Origin of the sequence: Pseudoalteromonas sp. KAN5, assembly GCF_022846535.1 — a bacterium.
GTDB classification, from domain to species: domain Bacteria; phylum Pseudomonadota; class Gammaproteobacteria; order Enterobacterales; family Alteromonadaceae; genus Pseudoalteromonas; species Pseudoalteromonas haloplanktis.
The window spans coordinates 2142974-2169550 of the sequence record NZ_AP025589.1 but is presented as its reverse complement, the minus strand read 5'-3'; the positions used below and the strand labels follow the sequence as shown (position 1 = coordinate 2169550).

The window sequence follows — 26577 nt, the reverse complement described above, 5'->3', positions numbered from 1 at the left end:
TAAATTTAGTCATACAAAGGTTTAATTTCGAATGATGCAGGTAGCAAAATGGACGCAAATCAATTACTAATCATAGATATACAGGGCTCTGTTGGGATCGTTTTAGAAGACGGCTCTATTAAGGCGTTGTCACTAGGGGACACAATTACCGTTGGCGATATTGTGATCACCGCAGCTAATTCGTCATTATTGATTGATGTAAAAGGAATATCGCTTGCTATTCCAGCTAATCAGCGAGTGCAAATTACACCTGATTTGGTTGCTGATGCCGCAAGAGATAGCTCAGAAACCACCATTTTCGATGATAGTATTGATGATGCTATTGCAAGTTTAAACCAACCGGATCCAACGTCAACGACAGAAGCTTCATCGTTAACTGATAATGTTAGTGATTTTTTAAATGCCCTTGAAAGTGGCGGGGATATATTGGATAACTTGGAAGCGACTGCTGCGGGTGGTAACGCTGCTGCTGGCTCTGGTGGTGGTACTTCCTTTGTAGAATTAGCTCGTATTGCTGAATCTGTAGATCCAAATAGCCTTTCTTTTGATGATAGTTTTGAGGCGAGTAATGATGGTATTTTCGCTGTTCGTGATACCACCGATGGGGTGCTCCCAGAGACCGCATTAATTGGTAGTTTAGCGTTGAATGAGCTTGGTCTAATAAATAATCCACAGCCAGTTATTTCAGGAACATCGAGCAACTTGGCCGGTGAAACAGTATTAATCACTATCACAGATGCATTAGATAATGTACAAACCATTACAGTGATTGTACAACCAGATGGCACGTTTACCTCACCTACAATTGAGCCATTACCTGATGGCCCAATTGTTGTAGATGTAACAGTAACGGGTCCTGATGGTGAGCCAGTTTCAGACACAATTACAGCCAATATAGATACCACAGCGCCGCTGGTCAGTATTGCGACATTAACTGACTCTGCTTCGCCTGTAGTAACAATTACAGGCTCTGTTGTGGGCTTAGATACAGGCGATGATGTGGTACTGACGGTGACTGATAGCGCCGGGCAAGTGCAAACATTTATTACCCAGCTTGATCCTCAAGGCAATTGGGCAATTACAACAGCAGCACTAGCAGAGGGCCCTTATAATGTCCAAGCTAGTGTTGTTGACGATGCTGGGAATGAAGGCAATGCGCAAGCCACTGCCACCATTGATTTAACAGCCCCTATCATAGCGATTGATGTTATTGCAGATACCAATGATGTTACTCCTACATTGACTGGATCGGTAAATGGTGTGGCCATCGGTACACTTGTATCAATAACTGTTGTCGCAAGTAACGGTGCAACACAAACCTTAACAGCGACGGTAACAGCTGGTGGTAGTTGGTCTACAGAGGTAACTGGTACGCTTGTAGAGGGTGAATTTACTGTAACTGCAACTGTGGCAGACAGTGCAGGTAATACAGCAAGTGCTACAGAAGTAGGTTTAATAGATACAACTGCGCCGATTATTACTATTAATGCACTCGCACAAAGTAACGATACAACACCTACTATAAGTGGAACGACATTGGGTGTTAATGCTGGCACGACAGTGACCTTAGTGATTACTGATAGTAATGGCGATCAACAAACACTAACTACCGTCACTGACGCGGCTGGAAACTGGCAACTAGAGCCTAGTATTGCATTAGCTGAAGGTGATTATACTGTTGCTGCAAGTGTAAGTGATGAGGCAGGTAACAGCAGCACGGCGACAACAACGGGAAATATTGATTTAACCCCACCTTTGATTAGCATTAATGCTATTGCAGATACAAACGATCAAACTCCAGATATTTCCGGGGTCAGTCAAGGCTTATCAGCAGGTAGCAACGTTACTGTTACAGTGACAGACAGTACTGGTGCAGTACAGGTATTTAATACTATAACGGCGAGTGATGGTAGTTGGAGCGTATCGGTAGTAAATGCACTCGCACAAGGGCAGTTTAATGTTATCGCTCAAACCCAAGATACGGCAGGCAATTCAGCACAAGATAGCGCAATAGGCGATGTTGATATCACTGCACCTATAATTAATATTGACGCTTTTGCAGATAGTAATGATACGACACCTGTAATTACAGGAACGGTATCAGGCGTTGATATTGGTAGCACGATCACAGTTACAGTCGTAGACAATAACGGTGTTCAACAAATACTAACGGCAGTTGTAAACACAACTAATACTTGGCAAGTTGAGCTAACTACAGCCTTGGCTGAAGGTGAATTTACTATTACCGCAACAGTCAGTGATAATGCGGGTAATCAGGCCAGCGACACCAGTGATGGTTTAATTGATATAACTGCTCCACTCATAAATTTAGATACCTTGGTGGATTCGGCAGATGATACCCCCATTATTACAGGTCAAGTACAAGGTGTTGCTAATGGCACGCTGGTGGCTATTGTTGTGGTTGATGCTAATGGTGTGCAGCAAACATTTGCAACACAAACTTTAAATGATGGCAGCTTTGCGGTTGAGGTACCAAACAGTTTAGCACAAGGGCAATATTCAGTTGTGGCAACGGTTGCTGATACGGCTGGTAATCAAGCATCAGACTCTACTACGGGACTGATTGATCTCAGTTTATTATCAATAAACATAAATATTGTTGGTGAGACAAATGACACCACCCCAGAGCTGACAGGTAATACATTAAATGCTGCTGCTGGCGATCAAGTACAAGTTATTATTACGGATATTAATGGTCAAACCGAAACACTGTTAACTTCAGTTGATGCTAATGGTAATTGGTCTGTTACACCATCACTGGATTTAGCTGAAGGTGAGTTTAGCGTTACGGCGATGGTAACTGATAGTTTTGGTAATACAGCCAATGCAGCTATTACGGGTATTGTTGATACTACTGCACCGATAATATTAATAGACACTGTTGGGGATATTAATGACGCTACACCAGTGATTTCTGGAACCAGTCAAGGTGCGGCATCAGGCAGTATAGTTACAGTTGTTGTCACCGATTCACAAAACAATAGTCAAACCTATTCTGCTTCAACTGATGCCAATGGTAATTGGTCCTTTGCTGTAACAACTCCTGTTGCGATAGGTGAGTTTACTATCACAGCATCTGTAACAGACGTTGCTGGAAACACAGGAACAGATACTGAATTAGGTGCATTTGATAATACAAGTCCAGTATTAACGTTGGATTTTGATCAACTCACCAGTGATACAACCCCATTGATTAGCGGTACTAGTGATACTGATACAGGCAGCGTTGTAACAGTATTAGTAACGGATAGCAGTGGCATTACACAAACGCTGTTAGCCGTTGTAGGCGCTGATGGTAGCTGGTCTATTAGTCCTGATAACGCGCTATCTGATGGTGACTTTACTGTTACAGCAAGCGTTGCAGATACTTTCGGTAATCAAAGTACAGTGTCAGCTACCGGGGTTGTTGATGCAACAGCACCAACATTAACTATTGATAATTTAGGTACAGTGAATGATACAACCCCAACAATCAGCGGCCAAACAAGCGAGCCCGTGGGCAGTGTTGTAAACTTGGTTGTAAATGATGGTGCAAATTCACAAAACTTGACCGCGATAGTAAATGGGGACGGTAGTTGGTCGGTGGAAGTGCCTACTGCATTGCAAAATGGCACTATTGCTGTTGTTGCTAATATTACTGATGCTGCGGGCAATCAGGCAACGGCAAATAGCAGTTTTATTTTAAATGATAATGCGCCGAGTCTGAGCATAGATACAATTGCAGATAGTAATGATGTAACGCCAATTATTAGTGGCGCATCCGATGCGCCAGATGGCAGCATTATTACAGTGGTGATCACTGATAGTAATAACAGTAACCAAACTCTTACCACAACAGTCACTGCAGGTGTTTGGAGTGTTGAAGCACAAAATACGGTTGCAGAAGGGCAGTTTACTGTAGCAGCAAGCGTTACCGTTGATGGTTTAACAAGTGATGCGCAAGCTATCGGGGTAATCGACACGCAAGCGCCGAGCTTTGATATTAACCCACTGGCTGAAACGAGCGACACCACACCGACCATCACCGGTAGCAGTGATGAAATCGGTGGTATTGTTACAATTGCTGTAACAGATGCGAATGGCACAGTACAAAATCTCACAGCGACAGTATTGGCCGACGGCACTTGGTCGGTGGATGTCCCCACCCCCCTTGCTGAGGGCGCATTCCAAGTGGATGCCAGTGTCACCGATGCGGCAGGTAATATTGCAAGCGACACTGAAAATGGTGGCGTAGTAGACACGCAAGCGCCGAGTTTTGATATTGATCCATTGGCAGGTACAAGCGATACCACACCTACCATTACCGGTAGCAGTGATGAAATTGGTGGTATGGTTAATCTAACCGTGACCGATGCGAATGGCGCGGTGCAAACTTTAACGGCGACTGTGCTTGCTGATGGCACTTGGTCGGTGGATGTACCCACCCCACTTGCTGAGGGCGCATTCCAAGTGGATGCCAGCATCACTGATGCGGCAGGTAATACTGCATCGGATAGTGAAAATGGTGGCGTGATTGACACGCAAGCGCCGAGCTTTGATATTGATCCGCTTGCAGCTACAAGCGATACCACACCGACCATCACCGGTAGCAGTGATGAAATTGGCGGTATTGTTAACCTAACCGTGACGGATGCCACTGGCGCGGTGCAAACTTTAACGGCGACTGTGCTTGCTGATGGCACTTGGGCGGTGGATGTACCCACACCACTTGCAGAAGGCGCATTCCAAGTGGATGCCAGCGTTACCGATGCGGCAGGCAATACAGCCACGGATAGTGAAAACGGTGGGGTGATTGACACGCAAGCGCCGAGTTTTGATATTGATCCATTAACTGATACAAGCGATACCACACCGACCATCACCGGTAGCAGTGATGAAATTGGCGGTATTGTTAACCTAACCGTGACGGATGCCACTGGCGCGGTGCAAACTTTAACAGCGACTGTGCTTGCTGATGGCACTTGGTCGGTGGATGTACCCACCCCCCTTGCTGAGGGCGCATTCCAAGTGGATGCCAGTGTCACCGATGCGGCAGGTAATACTGCAAGCGACACTGAAAATGGTGGCGTAGTAGACACGCAAGCGCCGAGTTTTGATATTGATCCGCTTGCAGCTACGAGCGATACCACACCGACCATTACCGGTAGCAGTGATGAAATCGGTGGAATTGTTACAATTGCTGTAACAGATGCGAATGGTACAGTACAAAATCTCACAGCGACAGTATTGGCCGATGGCACTTGGTCGGTGGATGTACCCACAGCACTTGCAGAAGGCGCATTCCAAGTGGATGCCAGTGTCACTGATGCGGCGGGTAATACAGCATCGGATAGCGAAAATGGCGGGGTAATCGATACCCAAGCTCCTGTTTTTGATATTAACCCACTGGCTGAAACGAGCGATACCACACCGACCATCACCGGTAGCAGTGATGAAATTGGCGGTATTGTTACAATTGCTGTCACAGATGCGAATGGCGCGGTGCAAACTTTAACGGCGACTGTGCTTGCTGATGGCACTTGGTCGGTGGATGTACCCACCCCACTTGCTGAGGGCGCATTCCAAGTGGATGCCAGCATCACTGATGCGGCAGGCAATACAGCCACGGATAGTGAAAATGGCGGGGTGATTGACACGCAAGCGCCAAGCTTTGATATTGATCCATTGGCAGATACAAGCGATACCACGCCTACTATCACTGGTAGCAGTGATGAAATCGGTGGAATTGTTACAATTGCTGTCACAGATGCGAATGGTACAGTACAAAATCTCACAGCGACAGTATTGGCCGATGGCACTTGGTCGGTGGATGTGCCCACCCCCCTTGCAGCAGGCGCATTCCAAGTGGATGCCAGCGTGACGGATGCGGCAGGTAATACTGCAAGCGACACTGAAAATGGTGGCGTGATTGACACGCAAGCGCCGAGTTTTGATATTGATCCATTAGCTGATACAAGCGATACCACGCCTACCATTACCGGTAGCAGTGATGAAATTGGTGGGGTTGTTACAATTGCTGTAACAGATGCGAATGGTACAGTACAAAATCTCACAGCGACAGTATTGGCCGATGGCACTTGGTCGGTGGATGTACCCACCCCACTTGCTGAGGGCGCATTCCAAGTGGATGCCAGCATCACTGATGCGGCAGGTAATACTGCATCGGATAGTGAAAATGGTGGCGTGATTGACACGCAAGCGCCGAGTTTTGATATTGATCCATTAGCTGATACAAGCGATACCACGCCTACCATTACCGGTAGCAGTGATGAAATTGGTGGGGTTGTTAATCTAACCGTGACCGATGCCACTGGCGCGGTGCAAACTTTAACAGCGACTGTGCTTGCTGATGGCACTTGGTCTGTGGATGTACCCACACCACTTGCAGAAGGCGCATTCCAAGTGGATGCCAGTGTCACCGATGCGGCGGGTAATACTGCATCGGATAGCGAAAATGGCGGGGTGATTGACACGCAAGCGCCGAGTTTTGATATTGATCCGCTTGCAGCTACAAGCGATACCACACCGACCATCACCGGTAGCAGTGATGAAATTGGTGGGGTTGTTAATCTAACCGTGACCGATGCCACTGGCGCGGTGCAAACCTTAACCGCGACAGTATTGGCCGATGGCACTTGGTCTGTGGATGTACCAACACCCCTTGCAGAAGGCACATTCCAAGTGGATGCCAGTGTCACCGATGCGGCGGGCAATACAGCATCGGATAGTGAAAACGGTGGGGTGATTGACACGCAAGCGCCGAGCTTTGATATTGATCCATTGGCAGATACAAGCGATACCACACCTACCATTACCGGTAGCAGTGATGAAATTGGTGGTATTGTTACAATTGCTGTCACAGATGCGAATGGCGCGGTGCAAACTTTAACGGCGACTGTGTTTGCTGATGGCACTTGGTCGGTGGATGTACCCACCCCACTTGCTGAGGGCGCATTCCAAGTGGATGCCAGCATCACTGATGCGGCAGGTAATACTGCATCGGATAGTGAAAATGGCGGGGTGATTGACACGCAAGCGCCGAGCTTTGATATTGATCCGCTTGCAGCTACAAGCGATACCACACCGACCATCACCGGTAGCAGTGATGAAATTGGCGGTATTGTTACAATTGCTGTCACAGATGCGAATGGCGCGGTGCAAACTTTAACGGCGACTGTGCTTGCTGATGGCACTTGGTCGGTGGATGTACCCACCCCCCTTGCTGAGGGCGCATTCCAAGTGGATGCCAGCGTCACCGATGCGGCAGGTAATATTGCAAGCGACACTGAAAATGGTGGCGTGATTGACACGCAAGCGCCGAGTTTTGATATTGATCCGCTTGCAGCTACAAGCGATACCACGCCTACCATCACCGGTAGCAGTGATGAAATTGGCGGTATTGTTACAATTGCTGTCACAGATGCGAATGGCGCGGTGCAAACCTTAACCGCGACAGTATTGGCCGATGGCACTTGGGCGGTGGATGTACCCACACCACTTGCAGAAGGTGCATTCCAAGTGGATGCCAATATCACCGATGCGGCGGGCAATACTGCCAGCGACACTGAGAATGGTGGGGTAATCGATACGCAAGCGCCGAGCTTTGATATTGATCCGCTTGCAGCTACGAGCGATACCACACCGACCATCACCGGTAGCAGTGATGAAATTGGCGGTATTGTTAATCTAACCGTGACCGATGCCACTGGCGCGGTGCAAACTTTAACAGCGACTGTGCTTGCTGATGGCACTTGGGCGGTGGATGTACCCACCCCACTTGCTGAGGGCGCATTCCAAGTGGATGCCAGCATCACTGATGCGGCAGGTAATACTGCATCGGATAGTGAAAATGGTGGGGTGATTGACACGCAAGCGCCGAGCTTTGATATTGATCCATTAACTGATACAAGCGATACCACACCGACCATCACCGGTAGCAGTGATGAAATAGGCGGTATTGTTAATCTAACCGTGACCGATGCGAATGGCGCGGTGCAAACTTTAACGGCGACTGTGCTTGCTGATGGCACTTGGTCGGTGGATGTCCCCACACCTCTTGCAGAAGGCGCTTTCCAAGTGGATGCCAGTGTCACCGATGCAGCAGGCAATACTGCCAGCGACACTGAAAATGGTGGCGTAGTAGACACGCAAGCGCCAACAGTCACCATTGATGCACCGGCGTTAACCAACGACAATACCCCAGTAGTGACCGGTACATCGGATTTAGCGAACAGTGATATCGCCATTACCTTCAGCGATAGCAATGGCAGTCATACAGTGACAGTGCAAACCGATGGCAGTGGTAATTGGAGCGCTGAAGCTGCGCAACCATTACTTGATGGCGCTTATACAGTAACCGCCACTCTTAGTGATGCAGCAGGCAACACTGGCAGCGCTACTGACAATGGTGTGGTGGATACCATACCGCCAGAGCTTGCCTTTGTGCCCACCTTCTTGCTAGGGCAACTCGTGACCCTCAACGGTACTTCCGATTTACCAGCGGGCAGCACTGTTACTGTCACTCAAAACTTACTCGGCGGTGGGGTGATCAATTACACAGCGACCACCGATGCGGCGGGTAACTGGTCATTGGCAGGTCTCAGTATCCCACTGTTAACACTCAGCTCAATTACCGCCAGTGCCAGCGATGAAGCAGGCAATATACGCACGATTAACTCAACAGATTTTGATAGCACGCCACCGACTTTAACCGTTAGCGTTGATACGCTTAGTAATGATAATACCCCAGCAATTAGTGGCACAACGGATGCAGGGCAAGGGGCAAGTGTGACTGTAGTGGTCACAGATAAAGATGGTAACAGCGAAGTATTAACAGCTACTGTAGATGCCAGTGGTGACTGGGTAATCAGTCCAACAACTCCTTTAGCCGATGGTGGGTTTACGGTTGATGTAAGTGTTAGAGATGGTGTGGGTAACGAAGCAACTGAGTCAGTCAGTGGGGTGATTGATACAGTTGCGCCGACACTTACTGTTCAGGGTGTCGGGGATGGCAAAGATGTTACACCTGTATTTAGCGGTACCAGCAACGAAGTTGGGGGCAAAGTTATACTCACGGTGACTGATGCGAATGGTGTTGAGCAAACATTAGAGGCAACCGTAGGTGCCGATAACCGCTGGTCAGTTGAAGTTCGCAATGGACTTGCCGAAGGGGATTACACTGTCGTTGCGGTTATTACGGATGATGCGGGTAATGAAACGTCACTGTCATTAACTGGCAACATAGATACCTTAGTGCCTGTTCTTACTGTAAATGATAATGGTCTTGGTAATGATGCAACGCCTAGTATCAGTGGTTCATCAACAGAGCCTGAAAACACCTTAGTTAATGTGATTATTACTGATAGTAATGGCGATAATTATTCACTAATTGCAGTCGTGCAAGCAGGTGGTAGTTGGCAAGTAGTAGCGCCGAGCCTACCTGATGGTGGATACACAGTAAATGCTAGTATTACAGATGCAGCGGGTAATACGGGAAGCGCTTCAGGTTCGGGTAATATAGATACTCAAGCACCATTATTAACAATCAATAATTTAGGCACTATTAATGATGCAACACCCAGTATTAATGGGTCATCGTCAGAGCCACAAGGGACGATTATTAATCTTGTTGTCACAGATAGCAGTGGTAATGACACAGTACTATCAGCCACAGTAGATGCTAGCGGTAATTGGTCCGTGACTGCGCCTACACTCGCTGAAGATGATTATACTGTCAGTGCTACAGTGTCTGATACAGCAGGAAATACCACAACTGCGCAAAGTTCATTCACGCTCAATACCACAGCCCCCAGTATTGCAATTAATGAGATTGGTAATACTAATGACGCAACACCTATTATTTCAGGAACAAGTAATGCACCTGACAATACACTCGTTACAGTAACGATTGATGATGGTGTTAATGCACCAGAGATCCTAACTGCACAAGTCTTAGCTGGGGTTTGGTCTGTAACGGCTACTCAACCTCTTGCCGAAGGAGATTTTACGGTGAGAGCGGATGTTACAGTGGTAGGAAATACAGGCACTGCAAATACACAAGGGGTAATAGATACAATTGCACCTGTTATCGAGATCAATCAGCTTGCAGAAACCAATGATACAACCCCTACTATCAGCGGCACAACGGATGCGCGAGCTGGGGCACAAGTGACGTTAGTGATCACTGATGCAAATGGAGCAAATCAAACAGTCACCACCACAGTTAAGGCTAATGGCACTTGGTCAATATCGGCTACAACAGCATTAGCTGAAGGCAGTTTTGTGGTTGTAGCTTCAGTAACTGATGCCGCGGGTAATACAGGTTCAGACGCAGAAAATGGCGGTTTAATAGACACTCAAGCGCCGAGTTTTGATATTGCTCCGCTTGCAGCTACAAGCGATACCACGCCTACCATTACCGGTAGCAGTGATGAAATTGGTGGGGTTGTTAATCTAACCGTGACCGATGCCACTGGCGCGGTGCAAATCTTAACCGCGACAGTATTGGCCGATGGCACTTGGGCGGTGGATGTACCCACACCACTTGCAGAAGGCGCATTCCAAGTGGATGCCAGCATCACCGATGCGGCAGGCAATACAGCCACGGATAGTGAAAATGGTGGCGTAGTAGACACGCAAGCGCCAACCGTCAGCATCGATGCACCGGCATTAACCAACGACAATACCCCAGTAGTAACCGGTACATCGGATTTAGCGAACAGTGATATCGCCATTACCTTCAGCGATAGCAATGGCAGTCATACAGTGACAGTGCAAACCGATGGCAGTGGTCATTGGAGCGCCGAAGCTGCGCAACCATTGCTTGATGGCGCTTACACAGTCACCGCCAGCCTCAGCGATGCAGCCGGCAACACTGGCAGCGCTACTGACAACGGCGTGGTGGATACCATACCGCCAGCGCTTGCCTTTGTGCCCACCTTCTTGCTTGGGCAACTCGTGACCCTCACCGGCACTTCCGATTTACCAGCGGGTAGCACAATCACCATCACCGAAAACTTACTCGGCGGCGGTATTGGGGCAACCTACACCACAACCACCGATGCCAATGGTGATTGGAGTCTACTCGGTTTAACCATTCCATTACTGAGTGTGGCCTCCGTGACCGCCAGTGCCAGCGATGAAGCAGGTAATATACGCACGATTAACTCGCTTGATTTTGATGGTACACCGCCGACTTTAACCGTGAATGTGGATACACTTAGCAACGATAATACCCCAGAAGTCAGCGGCACAACGGATGCAGGGCAAGGCGCAGCGGTGACCGTGTTAGTCACCGATAAAGACGGTAATACGCAAACCGTCACCGCCATAGTGGATGCCAATGGTGAGTGGGCAATCAGCCCAACCACCCCATTACCCGATGGTGAATTTACGATTGATGTGAGTGTTAGCGACGGGGTCGGCAACGAAACCAGCGATTCAATTAGCGGCGTGATTGACACCGCCGCGCCGAGCCTCACTGTGCAAGGGGTCGGAGATGGTAAAGATGTCACCCCAGTATTCAGTGGCACAAGCAATGAAATCGGCGGCACAGTCACCTTAGTGGTCACGGATGCAAACGGGGTGACACAAACCCTGACTGCAACAGTACAAAGCAATGGCCAATGGTCAGTTGAAGTTCCTAATGGCCTCAGTGAAGGCGACTATAGCGTGGATGCAAGCATCACTGATGCGGCAGGAAATGACACGCAACTTGCCTTAACCGGTAATATTGATACGTCAGTGCCGGGTGTGACTGTTAATGATAATGGCCTCGGCAATAACGCCACGCCGACAATTACAGGCACCTCAACCGAGCCCGCGGGCACCGTGGTCAGTATCAGGATAGATGATGCCAATGGCGACAGTTATGGGTTAAGCGCCACCGTTCAAGAAGATGGCTCATGGCAGGTTACAGCGCCAAGCTTACCTGATGGCGGATATACCGTGACAGCCAGCATCACGGATGCCGCGGGCAACACCGGCAGTGACACCGGCACCGGCCGTTTAGACACCCTTGATCCGCTGATCAGCATTAATAACCTTGGGGCAATCAATGATGACACCCCAACACTCAGTGGTACTTCATCAGAGCCACAAGGGACAGTGATCAGCCTCACCGTCACCGACAGCAGCGGCACCGTCACCTCACTCAGTGCCACGGTTGATAGTAATGGCGAGTGGGCGGTCACCGCGCCGGTGCTTGCTGATGATGATTATACCGTGGTTGCCAGCGTCAGCGATGCAGCAGGCAATAACAACAGTGCCACCGATAACTTCACACTCAACACCTTAGCCCCGAGTGTTACCATCAATGTCATTGGCGAAACCAACGACACCACACCGACCATAAATGGCACCAGCAGTGCACCTGATGGCAGTGTCGTCACTGTGGTGATAAATGACGGCATTAATCCCGCCGAGACCCTGCAAACCACAGTCTCAGGGAATACGTGGAGTGTTACCGCGAATACAGCGCTCGCCGAAGGCGACTTTAGCGTTACCGCCACCGTGGCAGATATCGCGGGTAATGAAGGCACGGCCACAGCGACAGGGATCATCGATACCACGATGCCGGATATAACGATCACTCCACCGGCAGACAGTAACGATACCACCCCGACCATCAGCGGCACAGCCAGTGCGCCACAAGGGAGCACCGTCACGCTGGTGTTTAATGATGCAGAAGGAAATTCACACACAGTCACCACACAAATGTCACCAAACGGCATCTGGTCAGTTCCAGCCATGGACGCATTAGCAGAAGGGACGTACACGGTGACAGCGAGTGTTTCAGATCAAGCAGGGAACCCCGCCAGCGCAAGTGTAACAGGAGTCATCGATTTAACAGCGCCAGTTATCAGCGTGAATGCGCTGGCAGACAGCAGTGATGTGACCCCGCTCATCAGTGGCCAAAGCAGTGGCGTGCCAGCGGGCACGCAAGTGAGCGTGACACTCATAGGCGCTAATGGGGCAGTCCAAAGCGCGACAGCGACAACGGATGCAGCAGGCAATTGGTCCGTGGAGGCCAGTAACGCGATAGCCGAAGGTGAGTACACAGTCAATGTGAGTGTCACCGACGCCGCAGGCAACACCGGCAGCGATAGCGCAACGGGCATGATAGACACGCAAGCGCCAACCGTCAGCATCGATGCACCGGCATTAACCAACGACAATACCCCAGTAGTAACAGGTACATCGGATTTAGCGAACAGTGATATCGCGATTACCTTCACCGATAGCAATGGCAGCCATACAGTGACAGTGCAAACCGATGGCAGTGGTCATTGGAGCGCTGAAGCTGCGCAACCATTGCTTGATGGCGCTTACACCGTCACCGCCAGCCTCAGCGATGCAGCTGGCAACACTGGCAGCGCTACTGACAATGGTGTGGTGGATACCATACCGCCAGCGCTTGCCTTTGTGCCCACCTTCTTGCTTGGGCAACTCGTGACCCTCACCGGCACTTCCGATTTACCAGCGGGTAGCACAATCACCATCACCGAAAACTTACTCGGCGGCGGTATTGGGGCAACCTACACCACAACCACCGATGCCAATGGTGATTGGAGTCTACTCGGTTTAACCATTCCATTACTGAGTGTGGCCTCCGTGACCGCCAGTGCCAGCGATGAAGCAGGCAATATCCGCACGATTAACTCAACAGACTTTGATAGTACACCGCCGACTTTAACCGTGAATGTGGATACACTTAGCAACGATAATACCCCAGAAGTCAGCGGCACAACGGATGCAGGGCAAGGCGCAGCGGTGACCGTGTTAGTCACCGATAAAGACGGTAATACGCAAACCGTCACCGCCATAGTGGATGCCAATGGTGAGTGGGCAATCAGCCCAACCACCCCATTACCCGATGGTGAATTTACGATTGATGTGAGTGTTAGCGACGGGGTCGGCAACGAAACCAGCGATTCAATTAGCGGCGTGATTGACACCGCCGCGCCGAGCCTCACTGTGCAAGGGGTCGGAGATGGTAAAGATGTCACCCCAGTATTCAGTGGCACAAGCAATGAAATCGGCGGCACAGTCACCTTAGTGGTCACGGATGCAAACGGGGTGACACAAACCCTGACTGCAACAGTACAAAGCAATGGCCAATGGTCAGTTGAAGTTCCTAATGGCCTCAGTGAAGGCGACTATAGCGTGGATGCAAGCATCACTGATGCGGCAGGAAATGACACGCAACTTGCCTTAACCGGTAATATTGATACGTCAGTGCCGGGTGTGACTGTTAATGATAATGGCCTCGGCAATAACGCCACGCCGACAATTACAGGCACCTCAACCGAGCCCGCGGGCACCGTGGTCAGTATCAGGATAGATGATGCCAATGGCGACAGTTATGGGTTAAGCGCCACCGTTCAAGAAGATGGCTCATGGCAGGTTACAGCGCCAAGCTTACCTGATGGCGGATATACCGTGACAGCCAGCATCACGGATGCCGCGGGCAACACCGGCAGTGACACCGGCACCGGCCGTTTAGACACCCTTGATCCGCTGATCAGCATTAATAACCTTGGGGCAATCAATGATGACACCCCAACACTCAGTGGTACTTCATCAGAGCCACAAGGGACAGTGATCAGCCTCACCGTCACCGACAGCAGCGGCACCGTCACCTCACTCAGTGCCACGGTTGATAGTAATGGCGAGTGGGCGGTCACCGCGCCGGTGCTTGCTGATGATGATTATACCGTGGTTGCCAGCGTCAGCGATGCAGCAGGCAATAACAACAGTGCCACCGATAACTTCACACTCAACACCTTAGCCCCGAGTGTTACCATCAATGTCATTGGCGAAACCAACGACACCACACCGACCATAAATGGCACCAGCAGTGCACCTGATGGCAGTGTCGTCACTGTGGTGATAAATGACGGCATTAATCCCGCCGAGACCCTGCAAACCACAGTCTCAGGGAATACGTGGAGTGTTACCGCGAATACAGCGCTCGCCGAAGGCGACTTTAGCGTTACCGCCACCGTGGCAGATATCGCGGGTAATGAAGGCACGGCCACAGCGACAGGGATCATCGATACCACGATGCCGGATATAACGATCACTCCACCGGCAGACAGTAACGATACCACCCCGACCATCAGCGGCACAGCCAGTGCGCCACAAGGGAGCACCGTCACGCTGGTGTTTAATGATGCAGAAGGAAATTCACACACAGTCACCACACAAATGTCACCAAACGGCATCTGGTCAGTTCCAGCCATGGACGCATTAGCAGAAGGGACGTACACGGTGACAGCGAGTGTTTCAGATCAAGCAGGGAACCCCGCCAGCGCAAGTGTAACAGGAGTCATCGATTTAACAGCGCCAGTTATCAGCGTGAATGCGCTGGCAGACAGCAGTGATGTGACCCCGCTCATCAGTGGCCAAAGCAGTGGCGTGCCAGCGGGCACGCAAGTGAGCGTGACACTCATAGGCGCTAATGGGGCAGTCCAAAGCGCGACAGCGACAACGGATGCAGCAGGCAATTGGTCCGTGGAGGCCAGTAACGCGATAGCCGAAGGTGAGTACACAGTCAATGTGAGTGTCACCGACGCCGCAGGCAACACCGGCAGCGATAGCGCAACGGGCATGATAGACACGCAAGCGCCAACCGTCAGCATCGATGCACCGGCATTAACCAACGACAATACCCCAGTAGTAACAGGTACATCGGATTTAGCGAACAGTGATATCGCGATTACCTTCACCGATAGCAATGGCAGCCATACAGTGACAGTGCAAACCGATGGCAGTGGTCATTGGAGCGCCGAAGCTGCGCAACCATTACTTGATGGCGCTTACACAGTCACCGCCAGCCTCAGTGATGCAGCCGGCAACACTGGCAGCGCTACTGACAATGGCGTGGTGGATACCATACCGCCAGCGCTTGCCTTTGTGCCCACCTTCTTGCTTGGGCAACTCGTGACCCTCACCGGTACTTCCGATTTACCAGCGGGTAGCACAATCACCATCACCGAAAACTTACTCGGCGGCGGTATTGGGGCAACCTACACCACAACCACCGATGCCAATGGTGATTGGAGTCTACTCGGTTTAACCATTCCATTACTGAGTGTGGCCTCCGTGACCGCCAGTGCCAGCGATGAAGCAGGCAATATCCGCACGATTAACTCGCTTGATTTTGATGGTACACCGCCGACTTTAACCGTGAATGTGGATACACTTAGCAACGATAATACCCCAGAAGTCAGCGGCACAACGGATGCAGGGCAAGGCGCAGCGGTGACCGTGTTAGTCACCGATAAAGACGGTAATACGCAAACCGTCACCGCCATAGTGGATGCCAATGGTGAGTGGGCAATCAGCCCAACCACCCCATTACCCGATGGTGAATTTACGATTGATGTGAGTGTTAGCGACGGGGTCGGCAACGAAACCAGCGATTCAATTAGCGGCGTGATTGACACCGCCGCGCCGAGCCTCACTGTGCAAGGGGTCGGAGATGGTAAAGATGTCACCCCAGTATTCAGTGGCACAAGCAATGAAATCGGCGGCACAGTCACCTTAGTGGTCACGGATGCAAACGGGGTGACACAAACCCTGACTGCAACAGTACAAAGCAATGGCCAATGGTCAGTTGAAGTTCCTAATGGCCTCAGTGAAGGCGACTATAGCGTGGATGCAAGCATCACTGATGCGGCAGGAAATGACACGCAACTTGCCTTAACCGGTAATATTGATACGTCAGTGCCGGGTGTGACTGTTAATGATAATGGCCTCGGCAATAACGCCACGCCGACAATTACAGGCACCTCAACCGAGCCCGCGGGCACCGTGGTCAGTATCAGGATAGATGATGCCAATGGCGACAGTTATGGGTTAAGCGCCACCGTTCAAGAAGATGGCTCATGGCAGGTTACAGCGCCAAGCTTACCTGATGGCGGATATACCGTGACAGCCAGCATCACGGATGCCGCGGGCAACACCGGCAGTGACACCGGCACCGGCCGTTTAGACACCCTTGATCCGCTGATCAGCATTAATAACCTTGGGGCAATCAATGATGACACCCCAACACTCAGTGGTACTTCATCAGAGCCACAAGGGACAGTGATCAGCCTCACCGTCACCGACAGCAGCGGCACCGTCACCTCACTCAGTGCCACGGTTGATAGTAATGGCGAGTGGGCGGTCACCGCGCCGGTGCTTGCTGATGATGATTATACCGTGGTTGCCAGCGTCAGCGATGCAGCAGGCAATAACAACAGTGCCACCGATAACTTCACACTCAACACCTTAGCCCCGAGTGTTACCATCAATGTCATTGGCGAAACCAACGACACCACCCCGACCATAAATGGCACCAGCAGTGCACCTGATGGCAGTGTTGTCACTGTGGTGATAAATGACGGCATTAATCCCGCCGAGACCCTGCAAACCACAGTCTCAGGGAATACGTGGAGTGTTACCGCGAATACAGCGCTCGCCGAAGGCGACTTTAGCGTCACCGCCACCGTGGCAGATATCGCGGGTAATGAAGGCACGGCCACAGCGACAGGGATCATCGATACCACGATGCCGGATATAACGATCACTCCACCGGCAGACAGTAACGATACCACCCCGACCATCAGCGGCACAGCCAGTGCGCCACAAGGGAGCACCGTCACGCTGGTGTTTAATGATGCAGAAGGAAATTCACACACAGTCACCACACAAATGTCACCAAACGGCACCTGGTCAGTTCCAGCCATGGACGCATTAGCAGAAGGGACGTACACGGTGACAGCGAGTGTTTCAGATCAAGCAGGGAACCCCGCCAGCGCAAGTGTAACAGGAGTCATCGATTTAACTGCGCCAGTTATCAGCGTGAATGCGCTGGCAGACAGCAGTGATGTGACCCCGCTCATCAGTGGCCAAAGCAGTGGCGTGCCAGCGGGCACGCAAGTGAGCGTGACGCTCATTGGCGCCAATGGGGCAGTCCAAAGCGCGACAGCGACAACGGATGCAGCAGGCAATTGGTCCGTAGAGGCCAGTAACGCGATAGCCGAAGGTGAGTACACAGTCAATGTGAGTGTCACCGACGCCGCAGGCAACACCGGCAGCGATAGCGCAACGGGCATGATAGACACGCAAGCGCCAACCGTCAGCATCGATGCACCGGCATTAACCAACGACAATACCCCAGTAGTAACCGGTACATCGGATTTAGCGAACAGTGATATCGCCATTACCTTCAGCGATAGCAATGGCAGTCATACAGTGACAGTGCAAACCGATGGCAGTGGTCATTGGAGCGCCGAAGCTGCGCAACCATTGCTTGATGGCGCTTACACAGTCACCGCCAGCCTCAGCGATGCAGCCGGCAACACTGGCAGCGCTACTGACAACGGCGTGGTGGATACCATACCGCCAGCGCTTGCCTTTGTGCCCACCTTCTTGCTTGGGCAACTCGTGACCCTCACCGGCACTTCCGATTTACCAGCGGGTAGCACAATCACCATCACCGAAAACTTACTCGGCGGCGGTATTGGGGCAACCTACACCACAACCACCGATGCCAATGGTGATTGGAGTCTACTCGGTTTAACCATTCCATTACTGAGTGTGGCCTCCGTGACCGCCAGTGCCAGCGATGAAGCAGGTAATATACGCACGATTAACTCGCTTGATTTTGATGGTACACCGCCGACTTTAACCGTGAATGTGGATACACTTAGCAACGATAATACCCCAGAAGTCAGCGGCACAACGGATGCGGGGCAAGGCGCTGCGGTGACCGTGTTAGTCACCGATAAAGACGGTAATACGCAAACCGTCACCGCCATAGTGGATGCCAATGGTGAGTGGGCAATCAGCCCAACCACCCCATTACCCGATGGTGAATTTACGATTGATGTGAGTGTTAGCGACGGGGTCGGCAACGAAACCAGCGACTCAATTAGCGGCGTGATTGACACCGCCGCGCCGAGCCTCACTGTGCAAGGGGTCGGAGATGGTAAAGATGTCACCCCAGTATTCAGTGGCACAAGTAATGAAATCGGCGGCACAGTCACCTTAGTTGTCACAGATGCAAACGGGGTTGCACAAACCCTGACTGCAACAGTACAAAGCAATGGCCAATGGTCAGTTGAAGTTCCTAATGGCCTCAGTGAAGGCGACTATAGCGTGGATGCAAGCATCACTGATGCGGCAGGAAATGACACGCAACTTGCCTTAACCGGTAATATTGATACGTCAGTGCCGGGTGTGACTGTTAATGATAATGGCCTGGGCAATAACGCCACGCCGACAATCACAGGCACCTCAACCGAGCCTGCGGGCACCGTGGTCAGTATCAGGATAGATGATGCCAATGGCGACAGTTATGGGTTAAGCGCCACCGTTCAAGAAGATGGCTCATGGCAGGTTACAGCGCCAAGCTTACCTGATGGCGGCTATACCGTGACAGCCAGCATCACGGATGCCGCGGGCAACACCGGCAGTGACACCGGCACCGGCCGTTTAGACACCCTTGATCCGCTGATCAGCATTAATAACCTTGGGGCAATCAATGATGACACCCCAACACTCAGTGGTACTTCATCAGAGCCACAAGGGACAGTGATCAGCCTCACCGTCACCGACAGCAGCGGCACCGTCACCTCACTCAGTGCCACGGTTGATAGTAATGGCGAGTGGGCGGTCACCGCGCCGGTGCTTGCTGATGATGATTATACCGTGGTTGCCAGCGTCAGCGATGCAGCAGGCAATAACAACAGTGCCACCGATAACTTCACACTCAACACCTTAGCCCCGAGTGTTACCATCAATGTCATTGGCGAAACCAACGACACCACACCGACCATAAATGGCACCAGCAGTGCACCTGATGGCAGTGTTGTCACCGTGGTGATAAATGACGGCATTAATCCCGCCGAGACCCTGCAAACCACAGTCTCAGGGAATACGTGGAGTGTTACCGCGAATACAGCGCTCGCCGAAGGCGACTTTAGCGTTACCGCCACCGTGGCAGATATCGCGGGTAATGAAGGCACGGCCACAGCGACAGGGATCATCGATACCACGATGCCGGATATAACGATCACTCCACCGGCAGACAGTAACGATACCACCCCGACCATCAGCGGCACAGCCAGTGCGCCACAAGGGAGCACCGTCACGCTGGTGTTTAATGATGCAGAAGGAAATTCACACACAGTCACCACACAAATGTCACCAAACGGCACCTGGTCAGTTCCAGCCATGGACGCATTAGCAGAAGGGACGTACACGGTGACAGCGAGTGTTTCAGATCAAGCAGGGAACCCCGCCAGCGCAAGTGTAACAGGAGTCATCGATTTAACTGCGCCAGTTATTAGCGTGAATGCGCTGGCAGACAGCAGTGATGTGACCCCGCTCATTAGTGGCCAAAGCAGTGGCGTGCCAGCGGGCACGCAAGTGAGCGTGACACTCATTGGCGCCAATGGGGCAGTCCAAAGCGCGACAGCGACAACGGATGCCGCAGGCAATTGGTCCGTGGAGGCCAGTAACGCGATAGCCGAAGGTGAGTACACAGTCAATGTGAGTGTCACCGACGCCGCAGGCAATATCGGCAGCGATAGCGCAACTGGCATGATAGACACACAAGCGCCAACCGTCAGCATTGATGCACCGGCATTAACCAACGACAATACGCCAGTAGTGACCGGTACATCGGATTTAGCGAACAGTGATATCGCGATTACCTTCACCGATAGCAATGGCAGCCATACAGTGACAGTGCAAACCGATGGCAGTGGCAATTGGAGCGCCGAAGCTGCGCAACCATTGCTTGATGGCGCTTACACAGTCACCGCCAGCCTCAGTGATGCAGCCGGCAACACTGGCAGCGCTACTGACAATGGCGTGGTGGATACCGTTGCCCCAGATCTGAGAATTATACCTTCGTTCTTGCTTGGTAATTTGGTGTCGCTATCTGGTGATTCAGATTTACCCGCTGGCAGTACTATTACCATCACAGAGAATTTAGTTGGTGGGCTGATAGGTGCAACTTATACAGCAACCACAGATGAAAATGGTAACTGGCAATTGCTTAACCTAACGGTGCCATTACTAAATCTTGCGTATGTGACAGCCAGCGCAACCGATGCAGCAGGGAATACGAGTACGGTCAGTACACTCGACTTTGATAACACTGCACCTACTTTAACTGTCAGTGTTGATGCATTGAGTAATGACACAACCCCAGTCATTTCAGGTGACACAGATATGGGCGAAGGCACAGTTATCAACTTGACTGTGGTTGATAGTGATAATGTCAGTCAAGTATTTACCGCAGTGGTACAAGCTGATCAAACTTGGTCTGTATCAGTGCCGCAAGCTATTGCACAGGGAACCTACACCGTTAGTGCCTCAGTGCGTGATGGCGTTGGTAATTTAACAACAGAGCAAACCACCGGCGTAGTTGATAGTGTCGCACCGAGTTTACTGATAGACAATCTACAACCAACAGCTAATGCAACACCAACTATCACCGGTAGTAGTAATGAAATTGGTGGTGAAGTATCTGTAGTGGTTAATGGGCAAACTCTACAAGCAACGGTTGCAAGTGATGGAACGTGGCAGGTCACAATTCCAACAGCATTGGGTGATGGTGATTACCCTGTCGAAGTGAGCATTACTGATGCTGCTGGTAATCAACAAACGGCATCTGCCACATTATCGATTGATAGCATCGCACCGGTATTGACTCTGACAGGTCCCGGTGTAACGAATGATGCAACCCCGACCATTTCAGGTACTTCAACAGAGCCACAAGGCACTGAAGTTGTTATCGTTCTGGTTGATGCTAATGGTGATAGTCAGCAATTTACAGCGCAAGTGCAAGCCGATGGCAGTTACTCAGCAAGTCCAGCCGCTGATATTGCTGATGGTGATTACACTGTCACGGCAACTATCACTGATGCTGCTAACAATAGCGGCACAGCGCAAGGTAACGGCACTGTTGATACATTAGATCCAACTTTAACTTTAGATGGACTAGGTACATTTAATGACAATACGCCAATCATTTCTGGCAGTAGTGATGAAATCGGCGCAACGGTGACGGTCAATGTCAGTGATGACTCAAACAGTTATCAACTAAGTGCCGTTGTACAAGCGGATGGCAGTTGGTCAGTACAAATTATTGACGCCTTAGATGATGGTGCAATTACTATTACGGCTAACGTGAGTGATGCTGCTGGTAATCAAGCCTCGACTACTGGTAACGCAATATTAGATACCAATGCGCCAACTATTTCGATTGTTAGTTTACAACCGACGATGGATACCACACCGACTATTTCTGGCAGCACAGATGCCAGAGATGGTACTGATGTAACGATTGAGATTATTTCTGCAGGTGTTGTGATACAAACATTGACTACTCAGGCTGCGGCCGGGCAATGGACTATTGAGGTAAATGATGCACTTGTTGAAGGTAGTTACACAGTGAGTGCTAGTGTTAGTGAGGATGGCTTAACTGGCTCATCTAGTACAAGTTTAGCGATAGACTTAACCGCACCAACATTAGCCATTAACACACCAAGTATTACCAATGATACAACGCCATTAATTAGTGGTACATCAGATGCAGCGCAAGGCACAGTCGTTGCGTTGTTGGTCACCGACAGTGCTGGTACAGAGCAATCAGCTCAGGCTACAGTCAAAGCCAATGGGTCATGGTCTGTAGCGCTTGGCAGTGAGCTTGCTGAGGGGAATTACAGCATTGCAGCTACAATCACAGATATCGCTGGTAATAGCAATTTAGCTCAAACAACAGGTGTAATAGATTTAACCGCACCGACAGTGTTGCTTGATCCATTAACTACTACAGCAGATAAAACTCCAGTTGTTACAGGGGCTGCCTTAGATGCCGTGGCAGGAAACACAGTTGCAGTTACTTTTGTTGATGCACAAGGCACTAGTCATACAATCAATACAACACTTGCTGCGGACTTAACATGGCAGGTTGAAGCTGCTCAGACTCTTGCTGAAGGGGCTTTTACTGTGACTGTAGTGGTCACCGATACTGCGGGTAATGCTGGGCAACAAACGGCTAACGCTGTTATTGATAGTATTAACCCAGAGATCACAATCAATCAAAGTAGTTTAGTTTTAACACAAGATACAACACCACTTATTAGTGGTACATCCGATGAAGCAAATGCCAGTGTTGAGGTTACTTTTACAGATGCAGATGGTATCAAGCATGTTGTAACTGTCACTACCGATGATCAAGGTGATTGGCAAGCCGCTGCAAATACGGCCTTAGCCGAAGGTGTTTACTCAGTGAAAGCAATGATCACTGATATAGCAGGTAATCAGGGAGAAGATAGTAAGACTGGGGGAGAAATAGATATTACGCCGCCTGAACTTGCGATTGTCCCCTCATTTTTACTTGGTAACTTGGTTTCATTGTCAGGTACTTCAGATCTACCGCAAGGGAGTGTGGTGACCATAACAAATCATTTAATTGGAGGTGTAATAGGCCTACCTTATACCGCAACAGTTGACGCAAATGGTGATTGGAGAGTATTAAATTTATCTGTATCACTACTGACACTTGCTCATGTTGAAGCATCTGCAACTGATGCTGCGGGAAATACAACCACCATTAGTACTTTAGATTTTGATAATACAGCGCCCGAACTTACGTTATCTATCCCCACATTAACAATGGATAGCACACCAACTATTAGCGGTACCACTGATTTAGGTGAAGGCGCACAAGTAACACTATTGGTCACTGGACAAGGAGTGGCGACACAAACCTTTACTGCGACCGTGCAAGCAAATGGTAGTTGGTCGGTTAATGTACCGCAAAGTTTAGGTGATGGACAGTACACCGTTAAAGCGAGTGTTCGCGATGGAGTTGGTAACCTAACAGAGCAAACGGCCAATGGTGTTATTGATACCACCGCACCAAGCTTAGTGCTTAATGCAACAGCGATCACCAGTGATGATACACCACTAATTAGTGGCACGAGCAACTTAACCGGTGGCGAGGTCACTGTAACCATAGACGGGCAAACTTTAACAGCAACGGTTGCAGCAACTGGTTTGTGGCAAGTGGCAGCTGGGACACTAATCGATGGTACTTATACTGTCACTGCAACGATAGCAGATCAAGCGGGTAACACAGTTACTCGTACTGGCAGTATCACTATAGATACAGTCGCTCCAAATATTACGGTGACCAGCCAAGGGCTTACGAATGATGCCACCCCAATAATCACAGGAACAAGTGATGAAGCGCAGGGTAGTACAGTTTCAGTCATAATTGTTGATGGTAATGGCGATACTCATGCTTTAACAGCGTTGGTTGACATTAATGGTGATTGGCAAGTGCAGGCAAATACGCTGCCTGAAGGTGGTTACACTGTAACGGCATCAATTATTGATGCTGCAGGGCTCACGTCAAGCGCGACAACAACTGGTGAGATAGACACGATAACACCAGTTGTGACTGTAAATGCAATAGGCACAATAAACCTCGCAACACCTACAATTACTGGTAGCAGTGATGAGCCAGTAGGTACTGTGATCAATGTTACAGTAACGGATAGTTCTCAAGTTTATAGTTATACAACTGAAGTGCTTGCAGATGGTAGCTGGGTTGTTGGTGTTCCTGATAGTTTAGCGGATGGTGTTATTAGTGTTGTTGCCTCAGTTACTGATCTAGCTGGCAATATTGGTGTATCTCTAAGCGCGACAGGGGTGCTTAATACCAGTGCTCCTAGCATTGGCATCACTCCATTAGCAGCTACAAACGATACTACACCTACAATTAGCGGCACGAGTGACGCACCAGATACAAGTATCATTAATTTGGTGATCAGTAATGTAAGTGGTGAGGTGCAAAGCTTTACCACAACTTTAAACGCAGGTGTGTGGACTATTGATGTCCCTCAAGTGTTGTTAGAAGGAACTTACACCGTAACAGCCAGTGTTACTGAGACCGGACTCACGTCATCAAGTTCAGCTTCACTTGTTATTGACTTAACAGCACCAATACTTGAAATTACTTCTGCATTATCTTCGGCTGATTCAACACCGTTAATTTCAGGAACTACTGTTGATGCATCTCTAGGCTCTGTTGTTGAGGTAACAATAGTCGATAGTAGCGGTGCTACACAGGTTTTATCAACACAAGTCCTTGCTAATGGTAGCTGGAGTGTTGCTGCAACCTCAGCGCTTGCTGAAGGTGATGCTCAGGTTACAGCTGTGATAACGGATACAGCGGGTAACAGTAGTAATGATACGATTACACTCAATATGGATTATACAGGGCCGGTTATTGTAGTAACTGCGCCGGTAATTACCAATGATTGGACACCATTAATTAGTGGCACAATTAGTAATGCACCATTAGCTACTTTATTGACAATATTAATTACTGATAGTGCGGGCAGCTCGCAAACCCTGACAACAACGGCAAATGCTGATGGTAGTTGGAGTGCTGAAGCAACAAAAGTATTGAGTGATGGTAATTATACTGTTGCAGTAAGTGCCGCCGATGCACTGGGTAATACAACAACATCAACAGCTACAGGCATTATAGATACGGTTCAACCTGTTATTGCAATTACTGGAGGATTAATTCTAACCGCCGATACAACACCTTTGATAACGGGTACATCAAATGAGTTTAATGCCGATATCACGGTAATATTTGATAACGGCTCCAGCCAGGTGGAAGTGACCACAACAACCAATGGTTCGGGTAATTGGAGTATCTCATCGAATGTGAGCTTAAGTGATGCTAATTATACCGTTATAGCGCAAGTAAGTGATGAAGCTGGGAATATAGGTACGGCTTCGGCTGCTGGCCTAATCGTTGATACTACGCCTGTCGCTTTTGAAGTAACTAACTATTACTGGGGAATATTAGGTATTGGCCTTACTGCAGAAGGAACCGTTGAAGAAGGCAGTAGTGTTTATGTAGTAGGGGCAAATTTACTTGGTTTGGGTTTACTTGATATTGATGTGTTAGAAGGTGGTTTTGAGGTCCAGCCCAATGCTTTAGGTCAGTGGTCAGCGTTACTTTCTGTGCTTGATTTGGGATCCTGGTTAGATTATCGGTTTGTAACAGTGGATGACGCTGGCAATTACTTAGTGAGGGACATATTGAACAATGTTATAGAGCAAGGAAATGAGCCCGAGCTAGCGGTGACTAATACAGCGCCAGAAAGTGAGAATACATTTGGTATTGAACTTATCGCGGAACAACAAACTGAGTCAGAAGTCGCGCAAGCAAATCTAATGGCGGAGCCTGTTGTAATGGCTGAAAGCATCGATTTAAGCCATATATTAGAAAGTGATGCCGCTAGCAGTAACCTTGTTGAGCCAGTTGAGTTAACAATCAATGATGTATTGAGCGATGTTGAACAGACTGATTTGTTAGCCTTAGATTCTGTGAGCGAAGAAAGCAGTATTGCTTTCAATGGTGATACATCAACATCAGCAGAGCCGGCGCTTGATGTACAAAATCAATCAGAGGAAATGATTAAGAAACTAATAGAAAGCGGCAATAACCAAATCGATAGCTAA

General features: G+C 49.7%; 1 protein-coding gene. It reads left to right on the top strand.

Going from position 1 to position 26577, the window contains the following annotated elements; all coding sequences use genetic code 11:
• Positions 1–48 precede the first annotated feature (48 nt).
• The gene (locus tag KAN5_RS09680; RefSeq protein ID WP_244389611.1) at positions 49–26577 is read left to right on the top strand and encodes an Ig-like domain-containing protein; all 26529 of its coding nucleotides are present in this window, start codon (positions 49–51) and stop codon (positions 26575–26577) included.